General features: G+C 66.4%; 15 protein-coding genes. 12 read left to right on the forward strand and 3 right to left on the reverse strand.

The window, feature by feature from the left end; genetic code table 11:
* The first annotated feature begins 13 nt into the window (after positions 1-13).
* The 10 genes from M5J20_RS01425 to M5J20_RS01470 all read left to right on the forward strand — a co-directional run bounded on the left by M5J20_RS01425 (position 14) and on the right by M5J20_RS01470 (position 11,699).
* Positions 14-1,135 carry a MalY/PatB family protein gene (locus M5J20_RS01425; RefSeq protein ID WP_253575641.1) on the forward strand — a complete coding sequence of 374 codons (1,122 nt, stop codon included), beginning with the start codon at positions 14-16 and terminating at the stop codon, positions 1,133-1,135.
* Positions 1,136-1,141: 6 nt separating this feature from the next.
* A complete protein-coding gene (gene treS, locus M5J20_RS01430; RefSeq protein ID WP_253575642.1) occupies positions 1,142-2,836 on the forward strand; it encodes a maltose alpha-D-glucosyltransferase in 1,695 nt (564 codons plus the stop codon).
* Between the two features lie 10 nt (positions 2,837-2,846).
* Positions 2,847-3,914: a trehalose synthase gene (locus tag M5J20_RS01435; RefSeq protein WP_253575643.1), complete on the forward strand. Its 1,068-nt coding sequence runs from the start codon at positions 2,847-2,849 to the stop codon at positions 3,912-3,914.
* Positions 3,915-4,016: 102 nt separating this feature from the next.
* Positions 4,017-5,384, forward strand: coding sequence for a branched-chain amino acid transport system II carrier protein (gene brnQ / locus M5J20_RS01440; protein ID WP_253575644.1), 1,368 nt, complete (start codon positions 4,017-4,019; stop codon positions 5,382-5,384).
* A gap of 19 nt (positions 5,385-5,403) precedes the next feature.
* A complete protein-coding gene (locus M5J20_RS01445) occupies positions 5,404-6,381 on the forward strand; it encodes an LLM class flavin-dependent oxidoreductase (protein WP_253575645.1) in 978 nt (325 codons plus the stop codon).
* A gap of 10 nt (positions 6,382-6,391) precedes the next feature.
* Positions 6,392-7,822: an ABC transporter substrate-binding protein gene (locus tag M5J20_RS01450; protein ID WP_253575647.1), complete on the forward strand. Its 1,431-nt coding sequence runs from the start codon at positions 6,392-6,394 to the stop codon at positions 7,820-7,822.
* Entirely contained in the window at positions 7,819-8,721 is a 903-nt protein-coding gene (locus tag M5J20_RS01455; protein WP_253575649.1) for an ABC transporter permease, read from the forward strand. The genes M5J20_RS01450 and M5J20_RS01455 overlap by 4 nt, the downstream gene beginning before the upstream one ends.
* Positions 8,718-9,491: an ABC transporter permease gene (locus tag M5J20_RS01460; RefSeq protein WP_253575651.1), complete on the forward strand. Its 774-nt coding sequence runs from the start codon at positions 8,718-8,720 to the stop codon at positions 9,489-9,491. Before M5J20_RS01455 ends, M5J20_RS01460 begins: the two co-directional genes overlap by 4 nt.
* A complete protein-coding gene (locus tag M5J20_RS01465) occupies positions 9,475-10,806 on the forward strand; it encodes an ATP-binding cassette domain-containing protein (protein ID WP_253575652.1) in 1,332 nt (443 codons plus the stop codon). The genes M5J20_RS01460 and M5J20_RS01465 overlap by 17 nt, the downstream gene beginning before the upstream one ends.
* Positions 10,803-11,699 (forward strand): ribokinase, encoded by an 897-nt coding sequence (locus M5J20_RS01470; protein ID WP_253575653.1) that lies wholly within the window; start codon positions 10,803-10,805, stop codon positions 11,697-11,699. The genes M5J20_RS01465 and M5J20_RS01470 overlap by 4 nt, the downstream gene beginning before the upstream one ends.
* On the opposite strand, the gene M5J20_RS01475 is transcribed toward M5J20_RS01470, so the two are convergent.
* Positions 11,676-11,813, reverse strand: a complete 138-nt coding sequence (locus M5J20_RS01475; protein ID WP_253575654.1) for a hypothetical protein — start codon at positions 11,811-11,813, stop codon at positions 11,676-11,678. The genes M5J20_RS01470 and M5J20_RS01475 overlap by 24 nt on opposite strands.
* A gap of 195 nt (positions 11,814-12,008) precedes the next feature.
* Between M5J20_RS01475 and M5J20_RS01480 the strand changes: the two genes are divergently transcribed.
* A complete protein-coding gene (locus tag M5J20_RS01480) occupies positions 12,009-13,478 on the forward strand; it encodes an HNH endonuclease signature motif containing protein (RefSeq protein ID WP_253575655.1) in 1,470 nt (489 codons plus the stop codon).
* An 87-nt stretch (positions 13,479-13,565) separates the two neighbouring features.
* Positions 13,566-14,267, forward strand: a complete 702-nt coding sequence (locus M5J20_RS01485) for a CPBP family intramembrane glutamic endopeptidase (protein ID WP_253575656.1) — start codon at positions 13,566-13,568, stop codon at positions 14,265-14,267.
* Here M5J20_RS01485 and M5J20_RS01490 read toward each other — a convergent pair.
* Both M5J20_RS01490 and M5J20_RS01495 read right to left on the reverse strand, forming a co-directional pair.
* Positions 14,206-15,441, reverse strand: coding sequence for an acid phosphatase (locus M5J20_RS01490; RefSeq protein ID WP_253575657.1), 1,236 nt, complete (start codon positions 15,439-15,441; stop codon positions 14,206-14,208). The genes M5J20_RS01485 and M5J20_RS01490 overlap by 62 nt on opposite strands.
* A gap of 24 nt (positions 15,442-15,465) precedes the next feature.
* Entirely contained in the window at positions 15,466-16,692 is a 1,227-nt protein-coding gene (locus tag M5J20_RS01495; RefSeq protein ID WP_253575658.1) for an alpha/beta fold hydrolase, read from the reverse strand.
* Positions 16,693-16,694 lie beyond the last annotated feature (2 nt).

Raw genomic sequence — 16,694 nt, forward strand, 5'->3', positions numbered from 1 at the left:
TACCCTCGAGCTCATGCAGTTCCCCGATCTTGACACCTTGCGCATCCGCGGCACCCGAAAGTGGACCCAGTTCGACGAAGACGTCATCCCCATGTTCGTGGCGGAGAGCGATTTCCCCACCGCGCCGGCGGTGAAGCAGGCGATCCTCGACGCCTGCGAGCGCGAGATGTTCGGGTACACCCCCGCCCCGCACGCGCACGCACTGCCGGAGGCGGTCGCGGACTTTTACGACTGGCGCTACGGATGGCGCCCCGACCCGAAGCGCATCTTCCCCGTCGCCGACGTGGTGCGCGGCGTGCTGCTGGCCATCCAGTACTTCACCGAGGGCGACGTGATTGTCCCGGTCCCGTCCTACTTCCCCTTCCTCGACATTGCGCAGACCGCGGGGCGCAAGCGTATCGACGTCGGCTCTGAGCAGGGCCTCGACCTCGCCGAAGTGGAAGCAGCTTTCGCGAACGGCGCGGGCAGCATCATCGTCACGAACCCGTTCAACCCGGGCGGCTGGATGTTCTCTGCCCAAGAACTCGACCAGATCTGCGAGATCGCCCGCCAGCACAACGGCCGCGTGATTGTGGATGAGATCCACGCCCCGCTCGTCTACGAAGGCACCCACGTCTGCGCCGCGGAGCGCAACCCGGACGTGTGCATCACCGTAACGGCGACCTCGAAGGCGTGGAACATCGCGGGCCTGAAATGCGCACAGATCATCTTCTCCAACGACGAGGACGTCAAGCGCTGGCACAAGGTCAGCCCGATTGCGAAGGACGGCGTCGGCACGCTCGGCATCGTGGCCGCTGAAGCCTGCTACCGCGACGGCCGCGAGTTCCTCGACGAGGAGGTGGCCCTGCTCAAGGCCAACCGCGACTGGCTGGTGGCAGAGCTGCCGAAGCGCATCCCCGGCATCCGCTTCGAGGTCCCCCAGGCGACGTACCTGATGTTCCTCGACTTCCGGGACACCGCGCTAACCGACGAACGCCCCGCCGCCTGGCTGCGCGAGCACGCCCGGGTGGCCATGAGCGAGGGCGTGGATTTCGGCCCGGGCGGCGAGCACAAGGCGAGGCTGAACTTCGCCACCTCGCCACAGATCCTCAAAGAGGCAGTCGAGCGCATCGCGCAGGCAATCGAACTACGCTAGGCCTTTATGGAGCACACCCCCCAGGCCTCAGATTTCACGCCCCCCGCACCCGTCGAACAGCCGTGGGAGCGCCCGGACCCGGAATGGTACAAGGACGCCGTCTTCTACGAAGTCCTCGTCCGCGCCTTCTACGACCCGGACGGCAGCGGCTCCGGCACCCTGAAGGGCTTGGAGGAGAAACTCGATTACCTGCAGTGGCTCGGCGTCGACTGCCTCTGGCTGCCGCCGTTCTACGACTCCCCGCTGCGCGACGGCGGCTACGACATCCGCGATTTCCGCAAGGTGCTGCCGGAGTTCGGCACGGTGGAGGATTTCATCTCCCTCATCGACGCCGCCCACAAGCGCGGCATCCGCATCATCACGGACTTCCCGATCAACCACACCTCGGACCAGCACCGCTGGTTCCAGGAGTCCCGCCAGGACCCGGAAGGCCCGTACGGGGACTACTACGTGTGGACGGACGATGAGAACCAGTACGACGGCACCCGCATCATCTTCATCGACACGGAGACCTCGAACTGGACGTGGGACCCGGTGCGCAAGCAGTACTTCTGGCACCGCTTCTTCTCCCACCAGCCGGATCTGAATTACGACAACCCCAACGTCCAGGAAGAAGTGCTGGATGTGATCCGCTTCTGGCTGGACCTCGGCATGGACGGCATCCGCCTCGACGCCATCCCGTACCTCTTCGAGCGCGAGGGCACGAGCAGCGAGAACCTCCCGGAGACCCACGGCTTTATCAAGCGCGTACGGAAGCTTTTCGACGAGGAGTACCCCGGCCGCTTCCTCTTGGCCGAGGCGAACCAGATGCCGCACGAGGTTGTGGAGTACTTCGGCGAGGGCGACGGCGACGAGTGCCAGATGGCGTTCCACTTCCCCGTCATGCCGCGCATCTTCATGGGCCTGCACAAGGAAACCGCGCAGCCGATCATCGACATCCTGCGCCAGACTCCCGCCATTCCGGAGTCCGCGCAGTGGGGCATCTTCCTGCGCAACCACGACGAGCTGACACTCGAGATGGTGACCGAGGAAGAGCGCGACTACATGTACAAGTCATACGCGTTCGATCCGCGCATGCGCGCCAATGTGGGCATCCGCCGCCGCCTGGCCCCGCTGCTGGGCGGCCACCGCGACCGGCTCGAGCTGGCCCACGCGCTGCTGCTCTCCCTGCCTGGTTCGCCGTTCCTCTACTACGGCGACGAGATCGGCATGGGCGACAACATCTGGCTGCCGGACCGCGACGGCGTGCGCACCCCGATGCAGTGGTCCAACGACCGCAACGGCGGCTTCTCCACCGCCGACCCAGAGCGCCTCTACCTCCCGCCGGTGCGCAACGACCAGTACGGTTTCCACATCGTCAACGTCGAATCCCAGATGAACCGGGATAACTCCCTGCTGCACTGGGTGCGCACGCTCGTGCACATCCGCAAGCAGTACAAGGCGTTCGGCCGCGGCTCATACATCGAGGTGGAGCACGGCAACGAGCAGGTGCTCGCGTTCATCCGCGAGTTCGAAGGCGAGCGCATCCTCTGCGTACACAACATGAGCTCGCGCCCGCAGCCAGTGATGATGCAGCTCGCGCAGTACGCCGGCATCACGCCGCGCGAGCTCTCCGGCGGCGTGGAGTTCCCAACCATCGGCGAGCTGCCGTGGCTGGTCACCCTCGCGCCGCACGGCTTCTTCTGGTTCGACATCTCCTAAGGCCAAAACCATGATCGACATCACCGGCACCCGTTTCTTCGGTTCCAAGGCCGCGACGGTCACAGCCACCCGCGTCGCGGCGCAGGAGCCCGTGGGCGAGTACACCTGGCAGCTCATCGACGTCACCACCGACCGCGGCACCGAGACGTACCAAGTGCTCGTCGACGGGGACCACGACGTCCTCCACACCGATGCCGGCGCCACGGCGTATGTCGCGAACGTCGGCACGCTCGGCGAGGTGCACGGCGAGCTGCGCCCCGCCCCCGCCACCCCGATGGGCGCGGAGCAGTCGAACACGTCGCTCTACGTCGGCGACACCATCGTCAAAGTCTTCCGCCGCCTCGAGGACGGGCTCAATCCCGATGTCGAGCTACTCAGCCGCATCGACAACCCGCACGTCGCGCCGGTCACCGCGTACGTGGTCCGGGGCGGCCAGACGCTCGCGATGCAACAAGCGCGGCTCACCGGCACCGACGGCTTCGACGCGGCCACGCAGGGCGAGCTCTCGCTTGCCGACGCCCGCGACCTCGGCGCCGCAGTCCGCAGCGTGCACGACTCGCTCGCCGACACCTTCGGCACGGGGACCGTCTCGGCAGATGAAATCAAGCAGGAGCTCCACGGCCGCCTCGACCAAAACATCGCCAGAGCCGCCGTCCTCGACGAGCACGCCCACCTCATCAGAGCCGCCATTGACCGCATCCCCGACGAACCCGTTGCGGTCCAGCGCGTCCACGGGGATCTGCACCTCGGGCAGACGATTAAGGGCGCTTCGTGGTACCTCATCGATTTTGAGGGGGAGCCGGCACGTTCCCTGGAGGAGCGGCGCCGCCCGGACCACCCGCTGCGGGATGTGGCGGGGATGGTGCGCTCCTTCGGGTACGCTGCTGCCGTCGGCAAGCATGGGCCCGAGTGGGGCGACGAGATGGCTGCCGCCCTCCTGGAGGGGTACGGGGATGCCGACGAGGTGCTGCTTGCCGCGTATGTTGCGGACAAGGCCGCGTACGAGGTCGCGTATGAGGCGAACAACCGCCCGGATTGGATTGACATCCCGTTGCGTGCCATCGAGGCGCTCAGCTAGTTCCACTTAGTGGGATCAGCTTTCCAAGATCCGCCTTGGGTACTACTGTGAATGAAACTGTCCCGTTTCAAGGTTTCTACAAGTATCCAAGGAGGTCTCTGTATGGGTTCTACGGCTGTCAGCCCCAAGCGCTCAGGCATGACCATCGCGATCACTTCGCTCGCACTGTTTTCCATGTTCTTCGGTGCGGGCAACCTGATCTTCCCACCCATGCTGGCCGTCCAGGCCGGCGATAACTTCTGGCCCGCAATCCTCGGCTTCCTGGCCACTGGCGCTCTGCTGCCGGTCCTGGCCGTGATCGCTATTTCGCTCGCGGGTGAGGACGTGCGCGACCTGGCGCAGCGCGGCGGCACCGTCTTCGGCTTGATCTTCCCGATCCTGGCGTACCTGTCCATCGGCGCGTTCTACGCTCTGCCGCGTACCGGCGCGGTGTCGATGGAAACCGCCATCACCCCGCTGCTCGGTGTCCAGGGCACCACGGCCTCCGCGATCTTCAACATCGTATTCTTCGGCTTGGCGCTCGCGCTGAGCTGGAACCCGATCAAGATCATGGACACCCTGGGCAAGTTCCTCGTGCCCGCGCTGGTCGTCCTGCTCGTGGTCATGATCATTGTGTCCCTGACCCGTTTCGAGGCGCAACCAGCCGTCCCGGCTGAGGCCTACGCGGACAACGCCTTCACCGGCGGCCTGCTCGAGGGCTACCTCACCATGGACTCGATCGCGGCGCTGGCGTTCGCCATCGTGGTCATCTCGACCCTGTCCAACAAGGGTTACCACGGCCGCGAGCTGGTGAACGGCACCATCATCGCCGGTATCGGCGCTGGTGTGATGCTCGCACTGATCTACCTGGGCTTGGGCGGCATCGGCCGCGTTATCCCGAACGGCGCGAGCTTCGAGAACGGCGCTGGCCTCTTGGCAGAGGCTTCGAACATGACCATGGGCACCGCTGGCCAGATCGTGTTCTCCCTCGTGGTGCTGCTGGCCTGCCTCACCACCGCCGTGGGCCTGATCACCGCGACGTCGGAGTACTTCTCCGAGCAGTTCTTCGGCTCCTACCGCATCTGGGCCGTGATCTTCACCGTGTGGTCCATGGTGTTCGCCACCCAGGGCCTGAGCTTCATCATGACCATCGCCGCGCCGGTCATCGGCTTCCTCTACCCGCCGGCGATCACCCTGATCCTGGTTACCCTTATTGAGCCGCTGTTCCGAGCGAAGACCCGCTTCACCTGGGCGTTCGCTCTCCCGGTGTGGGTGGCAGTGATTTACTCCCTGATTGAGACCTTCGTTGGCCTGGGCTGGGCAGCTGACGCCCTGAATCCGGTCGTCTCCTGGGCCCCGCTCGCCGGCGCCGGCCTCGGCTGGGTTGTCCCGGTTGCTGTCGCTTTCATCATCGGCCTGGTGATTGACTTCATGAACCCGAAGCCGGCCCGCGTGATCGGCGAAGTGGAGCACGAGGAACAGCTCGTTTAAAAAGGCGTAGCGTGGGGGCATGAAGCTATCCCTGATTGATTTCTGCACCCGCTACCCCGGCGAGACCGTCGGCGAGGCGATGGAGCGTTCCGTCGCCTTCGCCCAAACCGCCGAAGCGCTCGGGTTCCACCGCATTTGGTACTCCGAGCACCACAACATGACGTCTATCGTCTCCTCGGTGCCGTCGGTCCTCATCTCCCACATCGGTGCCCGCACCAGCTCGATTCGCCTGGGCGCCGGCGGCGTGATGCTGCCGAACCACTCCCCGTATGTCATCGCCGAGCAGTTCGGCATGCTCGAGGAGCTCTACCCGGGCCGCATTGATCTCGGCCTCGGCCGCGCCCCGGGCACCGACCAGCAAACGCTCGGCCGCGCGCTGCGCCGCGATCCCCGCGCCGCCGAGAACTTCCCACAGGACGTGCAGGAGCTGCAGGCGTGGCTCTCCACCGAGTCGCCGCTGCCGGGCGTAGTGGCCACCCCGGGTTTCGGCACGAACGTCCCGCTCTACATCCTCGGCTCCTCCATGTTCGGCGCCTCCCTCGCCGCGCAGCTGGGCCTGCCGTACTCCTTCGCCTCCCACTTCGCGCCGCAGGCGCTGGAGCAGGCCACGACGTACTACCGGGAGAACTACCAGCCTTCGGAGCGCTATCCGGAGCCGTACTGCATTGCGGCGGTGAACGTCATCGCCGCGGACACTGCTGAGGAGGCGAATCGCCAGGAGGAGATCGTGCACCGCAACCGCGTGCGCAATTTCGTCGGCCGCCGGGGCACGCCGCTGAGCGACGAGCAGCTGGACAGCGTGGTCCACTCCTACCAGGGCCGGCAGATCATCGACATGCTGCGCTACACCGCCAAGGGCACCGGCGACGAGGTGCGTGAATACCTCGAGTGGTTCGCCGACCACGCGAAGGCGGACGAATTGATGATCTCGCTGCAGTCTGCTACCCACGACGATACGTTGCATGCAATGGGGATTCTGGCAGACGCCATGGGGTAGCCTTTGCCGGATGAAACACACCCGGCTCGCCGGCCCGCTCCTCGCTGCGGCCGCGCTCACCGCGTGCGCGCCGCCGCCGAGTGAGGGCCAGCTCACCGTCGCAACTTCCGCCCCGCCCGCGAGCCTGGATTTCACCACCACCGGCGGCGCGGCGGCGCCGCAGGCGCTCATGGGCAACGTCTACGAAACGCTGGTGCGTATCGACGACAGCGGACAACCCCAGCCCTTCCTCGCAACCTCCTGGGACGTGAGCGACGACGGGAAGGTCTACACCTTCCATCTCCGCGACGACGTGACCTTTTCCGACGGCACCCCGTTCACCGCGGAGGACGCCGCCTTCTCCATCACCTACGTCAAGGAGTCCTGGACCAACGGCCTGAAGGCGCAGATGGATCCGGTCGAGTCGGTCAACGTGCTCGGCCCGCATATGCTCGAGGTGGTGCTCAACCGGGCGTCGGAAAGCTGGCTCTGGTCGATGGGCACCTTCACCGGCGCGATGATGAGCCCCAACAGCGTCCCGCGCCTCGCCGACGACCCGTTGGGGACCGGCCCGTACACACTGGAGCGTTTCGACGTGGGTACGGCGGTGACGTTCAACGCCCGCGATGACTATTGGGGCGGGCCCGTCGAGCACGACGCGCAGATCCGCTACTTCACAGACGCGGTGTCCGCGGTCAACGCGCTGCGCGCCGGCGACGTGGACGTTGTGTGGGCCATGCAGGCGCCGCAGCTCATCGGTGCGCTGCCGGACACGATCAATGTCGAGGTGGGCACCACAAACGGTGAGGTGCTGCTGTCCATGAACAACAACGCCGCACCGTTCGACGATCCGGATGTGCGCCGGGCAGTCGCCCACGCGATCGACCGCGAGGCGATTAACGCCGTGGTGTACAACGGCCTCGCCACCGACACCGGCGGCGCCCCCGTGCCGCCCACCGACCCGTGGTTCACCGGGAAAGATTACTTTCCGTTTGATCCAGATCGCGCGAAGCAGCTGCTCGCCGGCCGCACGCCCGAGGTCACCATCACAGTGCCGAACTTGCCGTACGCGCAAACGGCGTCGGAGCTGATCTTTTCCCAGCTGCGCGACGTGGGCTTCGACGCTCGCTTGGAGACGGTCGAGTTCCCCGCAGTGTGGCTGAACAAGGTGCTGAAGCAGCACGACTACCAGGCGTCGATCATCGCGCATGTGGAGCCGCGCGACGTGGCGAACCTTTTCGGTAACCCGGACTACTACCTGGGCTACGACTCTGAAGCCGCCCGCTCGCTCATCGACGAAGAGCGCTTCGGCGATGCTGTAGAGCAGATCATGGCTGATGCCGCCGCGTTGACGCTGGTCAACGCACCGAACATAGTGCTGCTGCGTCCCGGCATTAGCGGCGTGAACCCGAATGTGGTCACTGACGCCCTGCCGCTGCACACCATCCGAGGTGCGTCATGAAAACGTTTGGCCTGCGCATCGCGCGTTTCGTGGGCTTGCTGGCCGCGGCCAGCGTCCTCATCTTCTTGCTGCTGCGGGCAGTACCGGGCGACCCGGCGCGCATCGCGCTGGGCGTGACGGCGACGGAGGAAGCCGTCGCGGAGCTCGCACAGCGTCTTGGCACGGACCGCCCGCTCATCGAGCAGTACTTCTCCTGGGTCGGAGGGTTGCTCACCGGCGACTTCGGGGTGTCCATGTCGAGCGGGCAGAACATGACGGACACCATCCTCGAGCGCGCCGGCATATCGCTCACGCTCACCCTCGCCGCCGTCGTCATCGCGCTGGCCACCGCGGTGCCTCTGGGCATCCGCCTGGCGCGCCGCCCCGGGCCCGTGCTGGAGGTGCTCACCCAGCTCGGTATCGCGGTGCCGTCCTTCCTGGTCGGCATCCTGGCGGTCGCACTCTTCTCGGTGAAGCTCGGCTGGTTGCCGGCGAACGGGTGGGGCTCACTGCGCCACGCGATCCTGCCCGTCGCGGCGCTCGCCCTTGTCCAGGGCGCGATTCTCACCCGCTACGTGCGCAGCGCGGTGGTGGACGAGATGGGCAAGGACTATGTGCGAACGGGCCGGGCGCAGGGAGCGTCGATAAGCGAAGTGCTCTACGGCAACGTGCTGCGCAACGCCGCGCTGCCGGTGCTGACGGTGACCGGCCTGCAGCTGTCCACGATGATCGTGGGCGCGGTGGTGATCGAGCGGGTGTTTGCGATTCCCGGCCTGGGCTCGCTGCTTGTCGACGCAGTGGGCAACCGCGACCTCACCACCGTGCAGACCGTGATGATGCTGCTCGTGGCGTTCACACTGCTGGTGAATCTCGCGGTGGACCTGCTCTACGCCGTGATCGATCCGAGAGTGCGCCGATGAGAAAGCTCGGATGGATTCTGGTTTCCGGGATGCTGGCGCTCGCCGCCATCTCCCTGGTGTGGACGCCCTACGACCCGCTGCAGGCGGATCCCGCGTCGCGCCTCCAAGGCACGTCCGCGGCGCACTGGATGGGCACGGACCAGCTCGGCCGCGACGTGCTCTCCCGCGTCATGGCTGGCGCGCGGCTCACGCTGGCGACTGCGTTAAGCGCGGTAGCCCTCTCTGCGCTGGTCGGCATCCCGCTGGGTGTGTGGGCGGGGATGCGAAAACGCGCGGACCGCGTGGTCATGGCCGGCGCCGACCTGCTGCTGGCATTCCCCGCGCTGCTGCTGGCCATTGTGTTCACCGCGGTGTTCGGGGCGAGTATCTGGATCGTGGTGCTGGCGATCGGGCTGGCCGGCATCCCGGGTTTCGTCCGCGTGGCACGCGTGGGCACGCTGCAAGTGATGAGCCAGGACTACATCCTCGCCGCGCGGATTGCCAGGGTGCCGGGGCCGGTGATCGCACGCCGCCACGTGCTGCCGAATATCGCGCATTTGCTGGTCACACAGGCGTCGGTGGCTATTGCCCTCGCGATCCTTGCGGAGGCGGGACTGTCCTTCCTGGGCCTCGGCGCCCCTGCCCCGTATGCGAGCTGGGGCCGCATGCTTCAGGCGTCCCAGCCGTTCTTGGCCACTGCGCCGCACCTCGCCCTGTGGCCCGGCCTCGCCATCGCGCTGACTGTGCTGGGCTTCAACCTGATCGGAGGCCGCCGTGATTCGGGTCGCTAACCTCGCCATCCCCGGCATCCTCGAAGGCATCTCTTTCGACCTCGCTCCCGGCGAGCGCCTCGGCATCATCGGCGAGTCCGGTTCCGGCAAGTCGCTCACCGCCCTGTCCATCATGGGTCTGACCGATCTGCCCGTGAGCGGCTCGATCACCGTGGACGGCACGGAAATGGTGGGCACGCCTGATCGCATTCGTCGGAAAGTACGGGGCAAGGTCGCCGGCATGGTGTTCCAGGAGCCGATGACGGCGCTGGACCCGCTCAAGCGCGTCGGTGCGCTCGTGCCGCGGGAGCTGCTGAAAGAAGTCGGCGTGGACCGGCCAGAGGCCTACCCGCACCAGCTGTCCGGCGGCCAGCGGCAGCGCGTGCTCATTGCGCTTGCTCTCAGCCAAAACCCCGATTACCTCATCTGCGACGAGCCGACGACGGCCCTCGACGTGACGGTGCAGCGCCAGATCCTGGACCTCATCGACCGGTTGGTCGCCGAACGCGGCATGGGCCTGATCTTCATTTCGCACGACCTCGCCGTGGTGCGCCGCATGACATCGCGGGTGCTCACGTTCAAGGACGGGCGCATTGTGCCGAACGATTCCGCGTACGCGCGGCAGCTCGAGCTCGCCTCCCGGCCGGGCGAACCAGCCGCGCCGACGCGGCTCGGCGAACCCATTGTCGCGCTGCACAACGTGTCGCTCCGCCGCGGGCAGACGCAGGCGCTTGACAACGTCTCCTTGACCATCCGCCGGGGCGAGCGCCTCGGCCTCGTCGGCGGCTCGGGTTCCGGCAAGACATCGCTGCTGCACACGGTCGCTGGCCTGCTGACTCCCGACTCCGGCACCGTCGACGTGCGCGGCACCATGCAGATGGTGTTCCAGGACCCGTACTCATCGCTGAATCCGCGGATGGCTGTGGTCGATTCGGTGCGGGAAGCGGGCGTCGATACGCAGCGCGCCGAGGAGGTGCTCGCCGGGGTCGGGCTGGAGGGCACCGGGTCCCGCAAGCCCCGCGAGTTCTCCGGCGGGCAGCGCCAGCGCATCTCGATTGCGCGCGCTGCGGCACCTCGCCCGGACATTCTGCTTGCCGACGAACCAGTGTCCGCCCTCGACGTGACCGTCCGCGCCCAGGTACTCGCGCTTCTCGACGACACCGTCGGGGCCGGCACGTTGCTTTTCGTGTCGCACGACCTGGGTGTGGTGCGCGAGCTGTGCCCGCGGATCGCGGTGATGCATCGCGGCCGCATCGTCGAACACGGCAACACCGAGAAAATCTGGCGCGATCCCCAGCATGAGTACACGCGCACCCTCATAGAATCGCGGCTATGACACCGCAAATCACCGTCGTCGGCTCCGTTAACGCGGACCTGACCGTCACAGTCGACCGCCACCCGCTGCCGGGCGAGACCCTGCTCGGCGCAGGCGGCGGTGTCACGCCTGGCGGCAAGGGCGCGAACCAGGCGTGCGCCGCTGCCCGCCTGGGGGCTCAAGTGGCGCTCGTCGGCGCTGTGGGCCCCGACGCGAACGCTGAACCGGCGACCGCGCTGCTGCACGAAGCGGGCGTGGACATGACGCACGTCGAGGAAGTAGCCGACGTCACCGGGCTCGCCGTGATCACCGTGGATGCGGCCGGCGAGAACACGATCATTGTGGTGCCGGGTGCGAACGCGAAGGTGGACGGGGCGTTCGTCGCAAAGCACCGTGCTCCTGTCGAGGCTGCTGAGCTGGTGCTCCTCCAGGGCGAGATCCCCGCCGACGGCTTCGCGCAGGCTGTGGCGCTGGCGCGGGGGCGCGTCGTGGTCAACCTTGCGCCGGTGGTCGAGGTGCCGCGTGGGGCGCTGCTCGCGGCCGACCCGCTGATGGCGAACGAGCACGAGGCCGGGCTGATTCTGGCGCAGCTGGGGCTCGACGGGGTGGGTGCGCCGCCGGAGCTCGCTGCGCGGCTTGTCGACGCCGGTTTTGCCTCCGTCGTGCTCACGCTCGGCGCGGAGGGCGCGCTGGTGGCGGATGCGGACGGCGTGCGCGCGGTTCCTTCCCCGCGCGTAGAGGCCGTGGACACCGTAGGTGCCGGCGACGCGTTCGCAGGCGCGTTCTGCTGGCGACTCGTTGAGGGCGACACGCTCGATGACGCCGCCGTGTTCGCGGCGCGCGTGGGCGCGTACTCGGTGACGCGCCGCGGCGCCCAGCCCTCGTACCCCCTAGCGGGTGACGTACAGCATTAGGGACTGATCGAGCAGGTGCTCCTCCACGCGCTCAAACGCGCTGGTGAGAGCATCAAATACGAGCACTTCAGCATCGGTGAGCTTGACCTGCTCGCGGGGAACGGGTGTCTGCATGCGGCCATTGTAGCCCGCAACTTACATTCGCGTGATTTAGCGCGCTCGATCGCTTTCCGACGGCAGCGACACGCATTGTTATCGAACAGTTATTCTTTTCGATAGCACGGGCGTTCGGACGGCTGTTATAATGGTGAGCAACTACAACATCCGATCTTGACACCCACCGTTCTAGCGAGAGGAACGATGCGCTACATGTCAACTACCACTGCATACTTCGCCACCGAGCGCCCCGGTGACGCAATCTGCCAAGCGACACAAACAATCCGGCAATCCGAGCTACTGATCTTCGGGTGGCTCGCCAAGGAAGACGCAGAAACATTCGATTACGAGCTTGTTCTGGCGCGCATCCAGAATGCCACCGGTTGGTCGAAGTCGGCTGCCGATCGAGCCATCTTCGGCTACTACCGCCTCCGCCAGCTCCCCCGGCTGCGGGCGTTGCAGGAGGCGACAGCCCGCCTCGACATCCCGCGTCTGCGCGCGGTGGACGCTGCACTAGCCATCCTCGGCGCCGAGCCGAACGAGGAACTTCTCGCGCTTATCGACGATTATTTGGTAGATCTCTTCACCCCGAAGCGCATCGCGCAGGAGCTGCCTGGCCAGCGGGCGATTACTGAGCGGTTGCACAGGATTATCGCCACGCACCGCCCAGAGGTCGGCTTCAACCGGAAGAAGCGCAAGGAGCGTTCCGTCGACCCTTCTGAGCGCGAGCTCCAATACTTCGACATCATGCTCGGCGACAACGTGCAGTCCGGCCTGCAATACAGCGCGGACAAGATCGCCATGGCCACGATCCGCGAGTCGGTCAAGGCCACCGCTCGACGCCTGCAGGTCAGCGAATCGGACGCATTTTTCAAACTGCTCGCCGGCGAAGTCGAGCCGGAGCCGAAGATCACCATCAACGTCTTCAGGCCGGAAGGCCCGGAGGGCACGTCCGCGTACGTCCCTGGTTTTGGCTGGACGGACGATCTCAGCACCGAGGTGCTCGAAGACCTCATTGCGCAAGGTAAAACGAGGACGTTTGAGTTAACGGACGTCGGCAAGCGAGTTGCTCAAAGTTACGCGCCGACGGCCGCGATGCGCACCTACGCCGAGGCGCGGGACGGCGGGTGCATTTATCCCGGGTGCAATCGCCCAGCCGAGCAGTGCCAGCTTGACCACCGCATTCCGTTCGGCGAGGGCGGCCCGACCACCCCGAGCAATCTGTTCTGCCTTTGCGCCCACCACCACAATTTGAAGACAGATCGCCGGGCGTTTTATGTACCCGACCCCGCCACCGGGGACATTATTTGGCTGTTCTCGGACGGCACCTACGCCATCGCGGAAAACGCCGGCCTGCTGCGCAGTGAAATCACCCCGGTGAACCCGCGCTGGCGCAGTTCGGTGGAACAGCGGCGCTGCGCGAAGGACCGGGCGAGCGAATTTCTGGCGAAGGGGCACACGCTTCTCGACGAATTCGATGCAACCAAGAACCTCGAACAGTACCTCCGCTCGATAGAGGAGCTGGAGGAGGAGTACGACATGGAGTTCCCCTTCACCGCGGAGCTGCGGTGGGAAATGCCCCTGCCCGAAGAACCGGTCGACGCCCCGTGCCCGGACCCCCTATACGATGTCAACCCCGAGGGATACACGTTCGACGACGGCAACGCGATGCTCACCGCGTAAGCGCCGGAGGAAGGAGATCGGGTGGAGTTCCACCGCCTCGCCCACGAGCAACCGATATGGAAACTCATCGCGGAGCTTTGCTTGGCAATGTTTCTCGTTCTCATCCTTGTCGTTATCGGCATAGGTATCGTCGACTCCGAGAGCACCCTCGGCGATGTCTACGCCCTCGCGTTCGCGATCCCGGCACCGTTCATCGCCGCGCGCATCATGGGCCGCGATCCGGCGGCGCTGGTGTCGGTGGTGAAGCGCGTGCGGTGGGATATCGTCGGCAAAGCAGCCGTCATCGCTCTGCCGCCGTACGCGGTTTGGCTCGCGATCTCGGCTGCCGACGGCGAGGCGCAATTCACCCGTGCCACGCTGAGCCTGCTCGCAGTGTTCGTCCTGATCACCCCGTTGCAGGCCGCCGCGGAGGAGGTTATGTTCCGTGCGGCGCTCCCCCAACTCGTCGGCGCTCGGGTGCGCTCGCCGTGGCTGGTTTACGGCATCGCCATGTTGCCGTTCGTATTCATGCACCTCTACAACTGGATGGGCCTGCTAGACATCCTGATGTTCGCAACCTGCGCGTCGTACCTGACGTGGCGCACCGGCGGCATCGAGGCCGCGGTGGTGCTCCACGCGGCCAACAACATCATGGTGTTCGGCGGGGAGGCCCTCCACCCCGGCCGCGCACCCATCGTCGACGTGCCGTTGGAGCTTGCCGCGGTCTCCTCCGCGGTGACGATCGCGGTTACCGCACTACTAGCGCTCCGTCTGCGGCCACAGTCACGGTCGCTGCCGTCGCCGCAGTGAGGTTGATGCGCTGCCAGGAACCGCCCGGGCCCTGCCAGTCCAGCGGGTTGCCGGACGGGGCGGCGGTGCGGCGCAGCACTTCGGCGCGCTGCTCCCAGCTCAGGTCCGGGAAGCGGGCGGCCAGGAGCACCGGCGCGGCCTGCGGGATTTCCATGGCGGCGTCGGGGAAATAGACCGTCGGCAAGCCGTAGCCCATCCAGCCCTCCATGCGGCGCACAGCCTCGGCGGTGCTCACGTACGGAACATCAGTGGCCACAAGTTGGGCAATAGTTTTTCCGGTGCGCCATTCAATCTCCGCGCGCAGCTCGGCGCCTGCCTGGTTCAGGGCATCCCGCATCTTCGGATCGTTGAGGCGGTCCGCCGCAGCCGCGTAGCCGGACATGCGCCCGCCGATCACGTCCAGCGGGTAGTGCACGCCCAGCACGATGCGCGAGTTGCCGGCCTCCGCGCCGCGGTAGTGCAGCTGCGGGGCGAGCTCAGGCACCATGTAGGCCAAAAGCGTCGTCGTCATCGTCGCCTGGTTGGTGTGGCCGGACGGGAACGCGGGCGAGGTGAGGTACAGGTCCCCAGTCTCCGGCGTGTTGTAGCGCTTGATACGCTCCGGGGCCACGATGTGGGGGCGCGGGTAGTTGAACACGCGCTTCTCAATCAGCGTCGAATTGGCGATGCCGCCGGTGCGCGCGAGGTAGCCGTTATCCAGCAAGTACGAGGTTTTCGGGAGGCGCCCCTCACGCAGCGCTGCGCGGAACGCCTCACCGAACTCCGCGCCGAGCGCCGGGGACAGCGCCGCGAGCAGCCCGCCCGCGGACGCCACCGCGTCCACCTGCGCCGTGGCGATCTGTTCAGCGCTCGCCGTGTTGTTGATCCGTACGACCGTGTCCAGATTCGCCGCCATGGTCTGCGGCTGCGTGTCGCGGACCTGCGGGAATAGGCGGTTCACCTCGGCGTAAATGCCGTACTTGTACGGCGAAATGTCGGAGATGTAGCCGGTCAGGTACTGCGGCGAAAACGGGCGCGGCACCGGCGCACCCGGGTGCTGCACAATCGGCGCGCCGATGGAGCTGCCGGTCACCTCGCTGCGCAGCTGCGGCACCGTGATCGCGTTCGCGGCGGGCGCGCAGACGAGGGAGGCGGCGGTAAGGAGGGCACTGAGCTTCACGACGTTCGCTTTCACGCCGCAAAGCCTAAAAGAAACCTGTCAGTCCAGCATCTCGAAGAGGCCCGTGACCACGTCCTCCCCGTGGGCCCAAATGCCGTCGTGGAACCACTCGTCGTGGCTCCAGAGGCGCAGGTTCCCGACTCTCGACGCCGATTCCGCGGTGAGCTCGTACGGGATGAAAAGGTCCGGCTTGAATAGCAGTGCCGCGACCGGCACCTTGTTACCGGAGACGTCTTCTGATTGGGCCGCCAGGGTGTCCATGTGCTGCACCTCGTTGACCGCCTCGTAGAACGGGGTGAGCGCCGGGTCTTCCTCGAAGTGGGTGGTGAAGAAGTGGTTGCCCAAAAGCGTGAGGTCGGCGAACTCTTCGCGGTAGATCCGCTCCGCGGACCAGCGGGTTGGGTGACCCGGTCGCGCCATGACGGACTCGTGCACCACGCCCCACAGCGGCATCGTCTCCAGCGAGATGATGCCGCCGAGCTGCGCCAGGAAGTCGCCCCGCAGGCGCTTTTCGCCGCGGTACTCGGTGAACGGCATCTCGAAGAGGTTCGCCAGCAAGCCGAAATCGCCCTCCTCGCCCAAGAGCACACCCGCCATGCGCATGCGGGTGGAGGACAGCCGCTCCCCCGTCGGCATCCGCACGTCCTGGTTTTCCAGGTGGTCAGCCACTTCCGCAACGCGCTGCTGCATCCACGGCACTGCGGCGAAAAGTTCATTCTGCCGCTCGCGAAGCAACTCGAACGTTTTCCGGTTGAACAGGTCCACGTCCATGTGCGGCTCCGGCACGGTGCCCACCAGGTGCACGCGGCGCAGCCCTTCCGGGAAGTAGGACAAGTAGGAGCCGGCACACGCCGCGCCGAAGGAGTTGCCCAACAGGTCCCACTGCTCCACCCCGAGGTGCTCGCGCAGCGCCTCCGCATCAGCCGCCACGTCCGGCGGACGCAGGTGGGCTAGAAAGTTAGCGTCGATACGCTCAGGCGTGGTCCGGTCGACTTTGGCGGAGCGGCCGGTGCCCCGTTCGTCGATAAGCAGCACGCGGTAGCGTTTCAGCGCCTCCGGAATCCACTCCATGAGCATGCGCGGGCCGGGTTTGCCGGGGCCGCCCTGGAAGTAGACGAGGTACGGCAACGACTCGTCGGTGTACAGCTCGCGCGCGAAGACGGTGATCTCGCCGAGCGCGGGGTTGGCGCGGTCGATGGGGACGCGCACCTCGTGCTCCCGCTGCGTCACGCCCGGAAGAAAGACGGTGGAGTTCGCGTAGGTCACGG

It is taken from the genome of Corynebacterium stercoris, from assembly GCF_024160105.1.
Lineage (GTDB): Bacteria > Actinomycetota > Actinomycetes > Mycobacteriales > Mycobacteriaceae > Corynebacterium > Corynebacterium stercoris.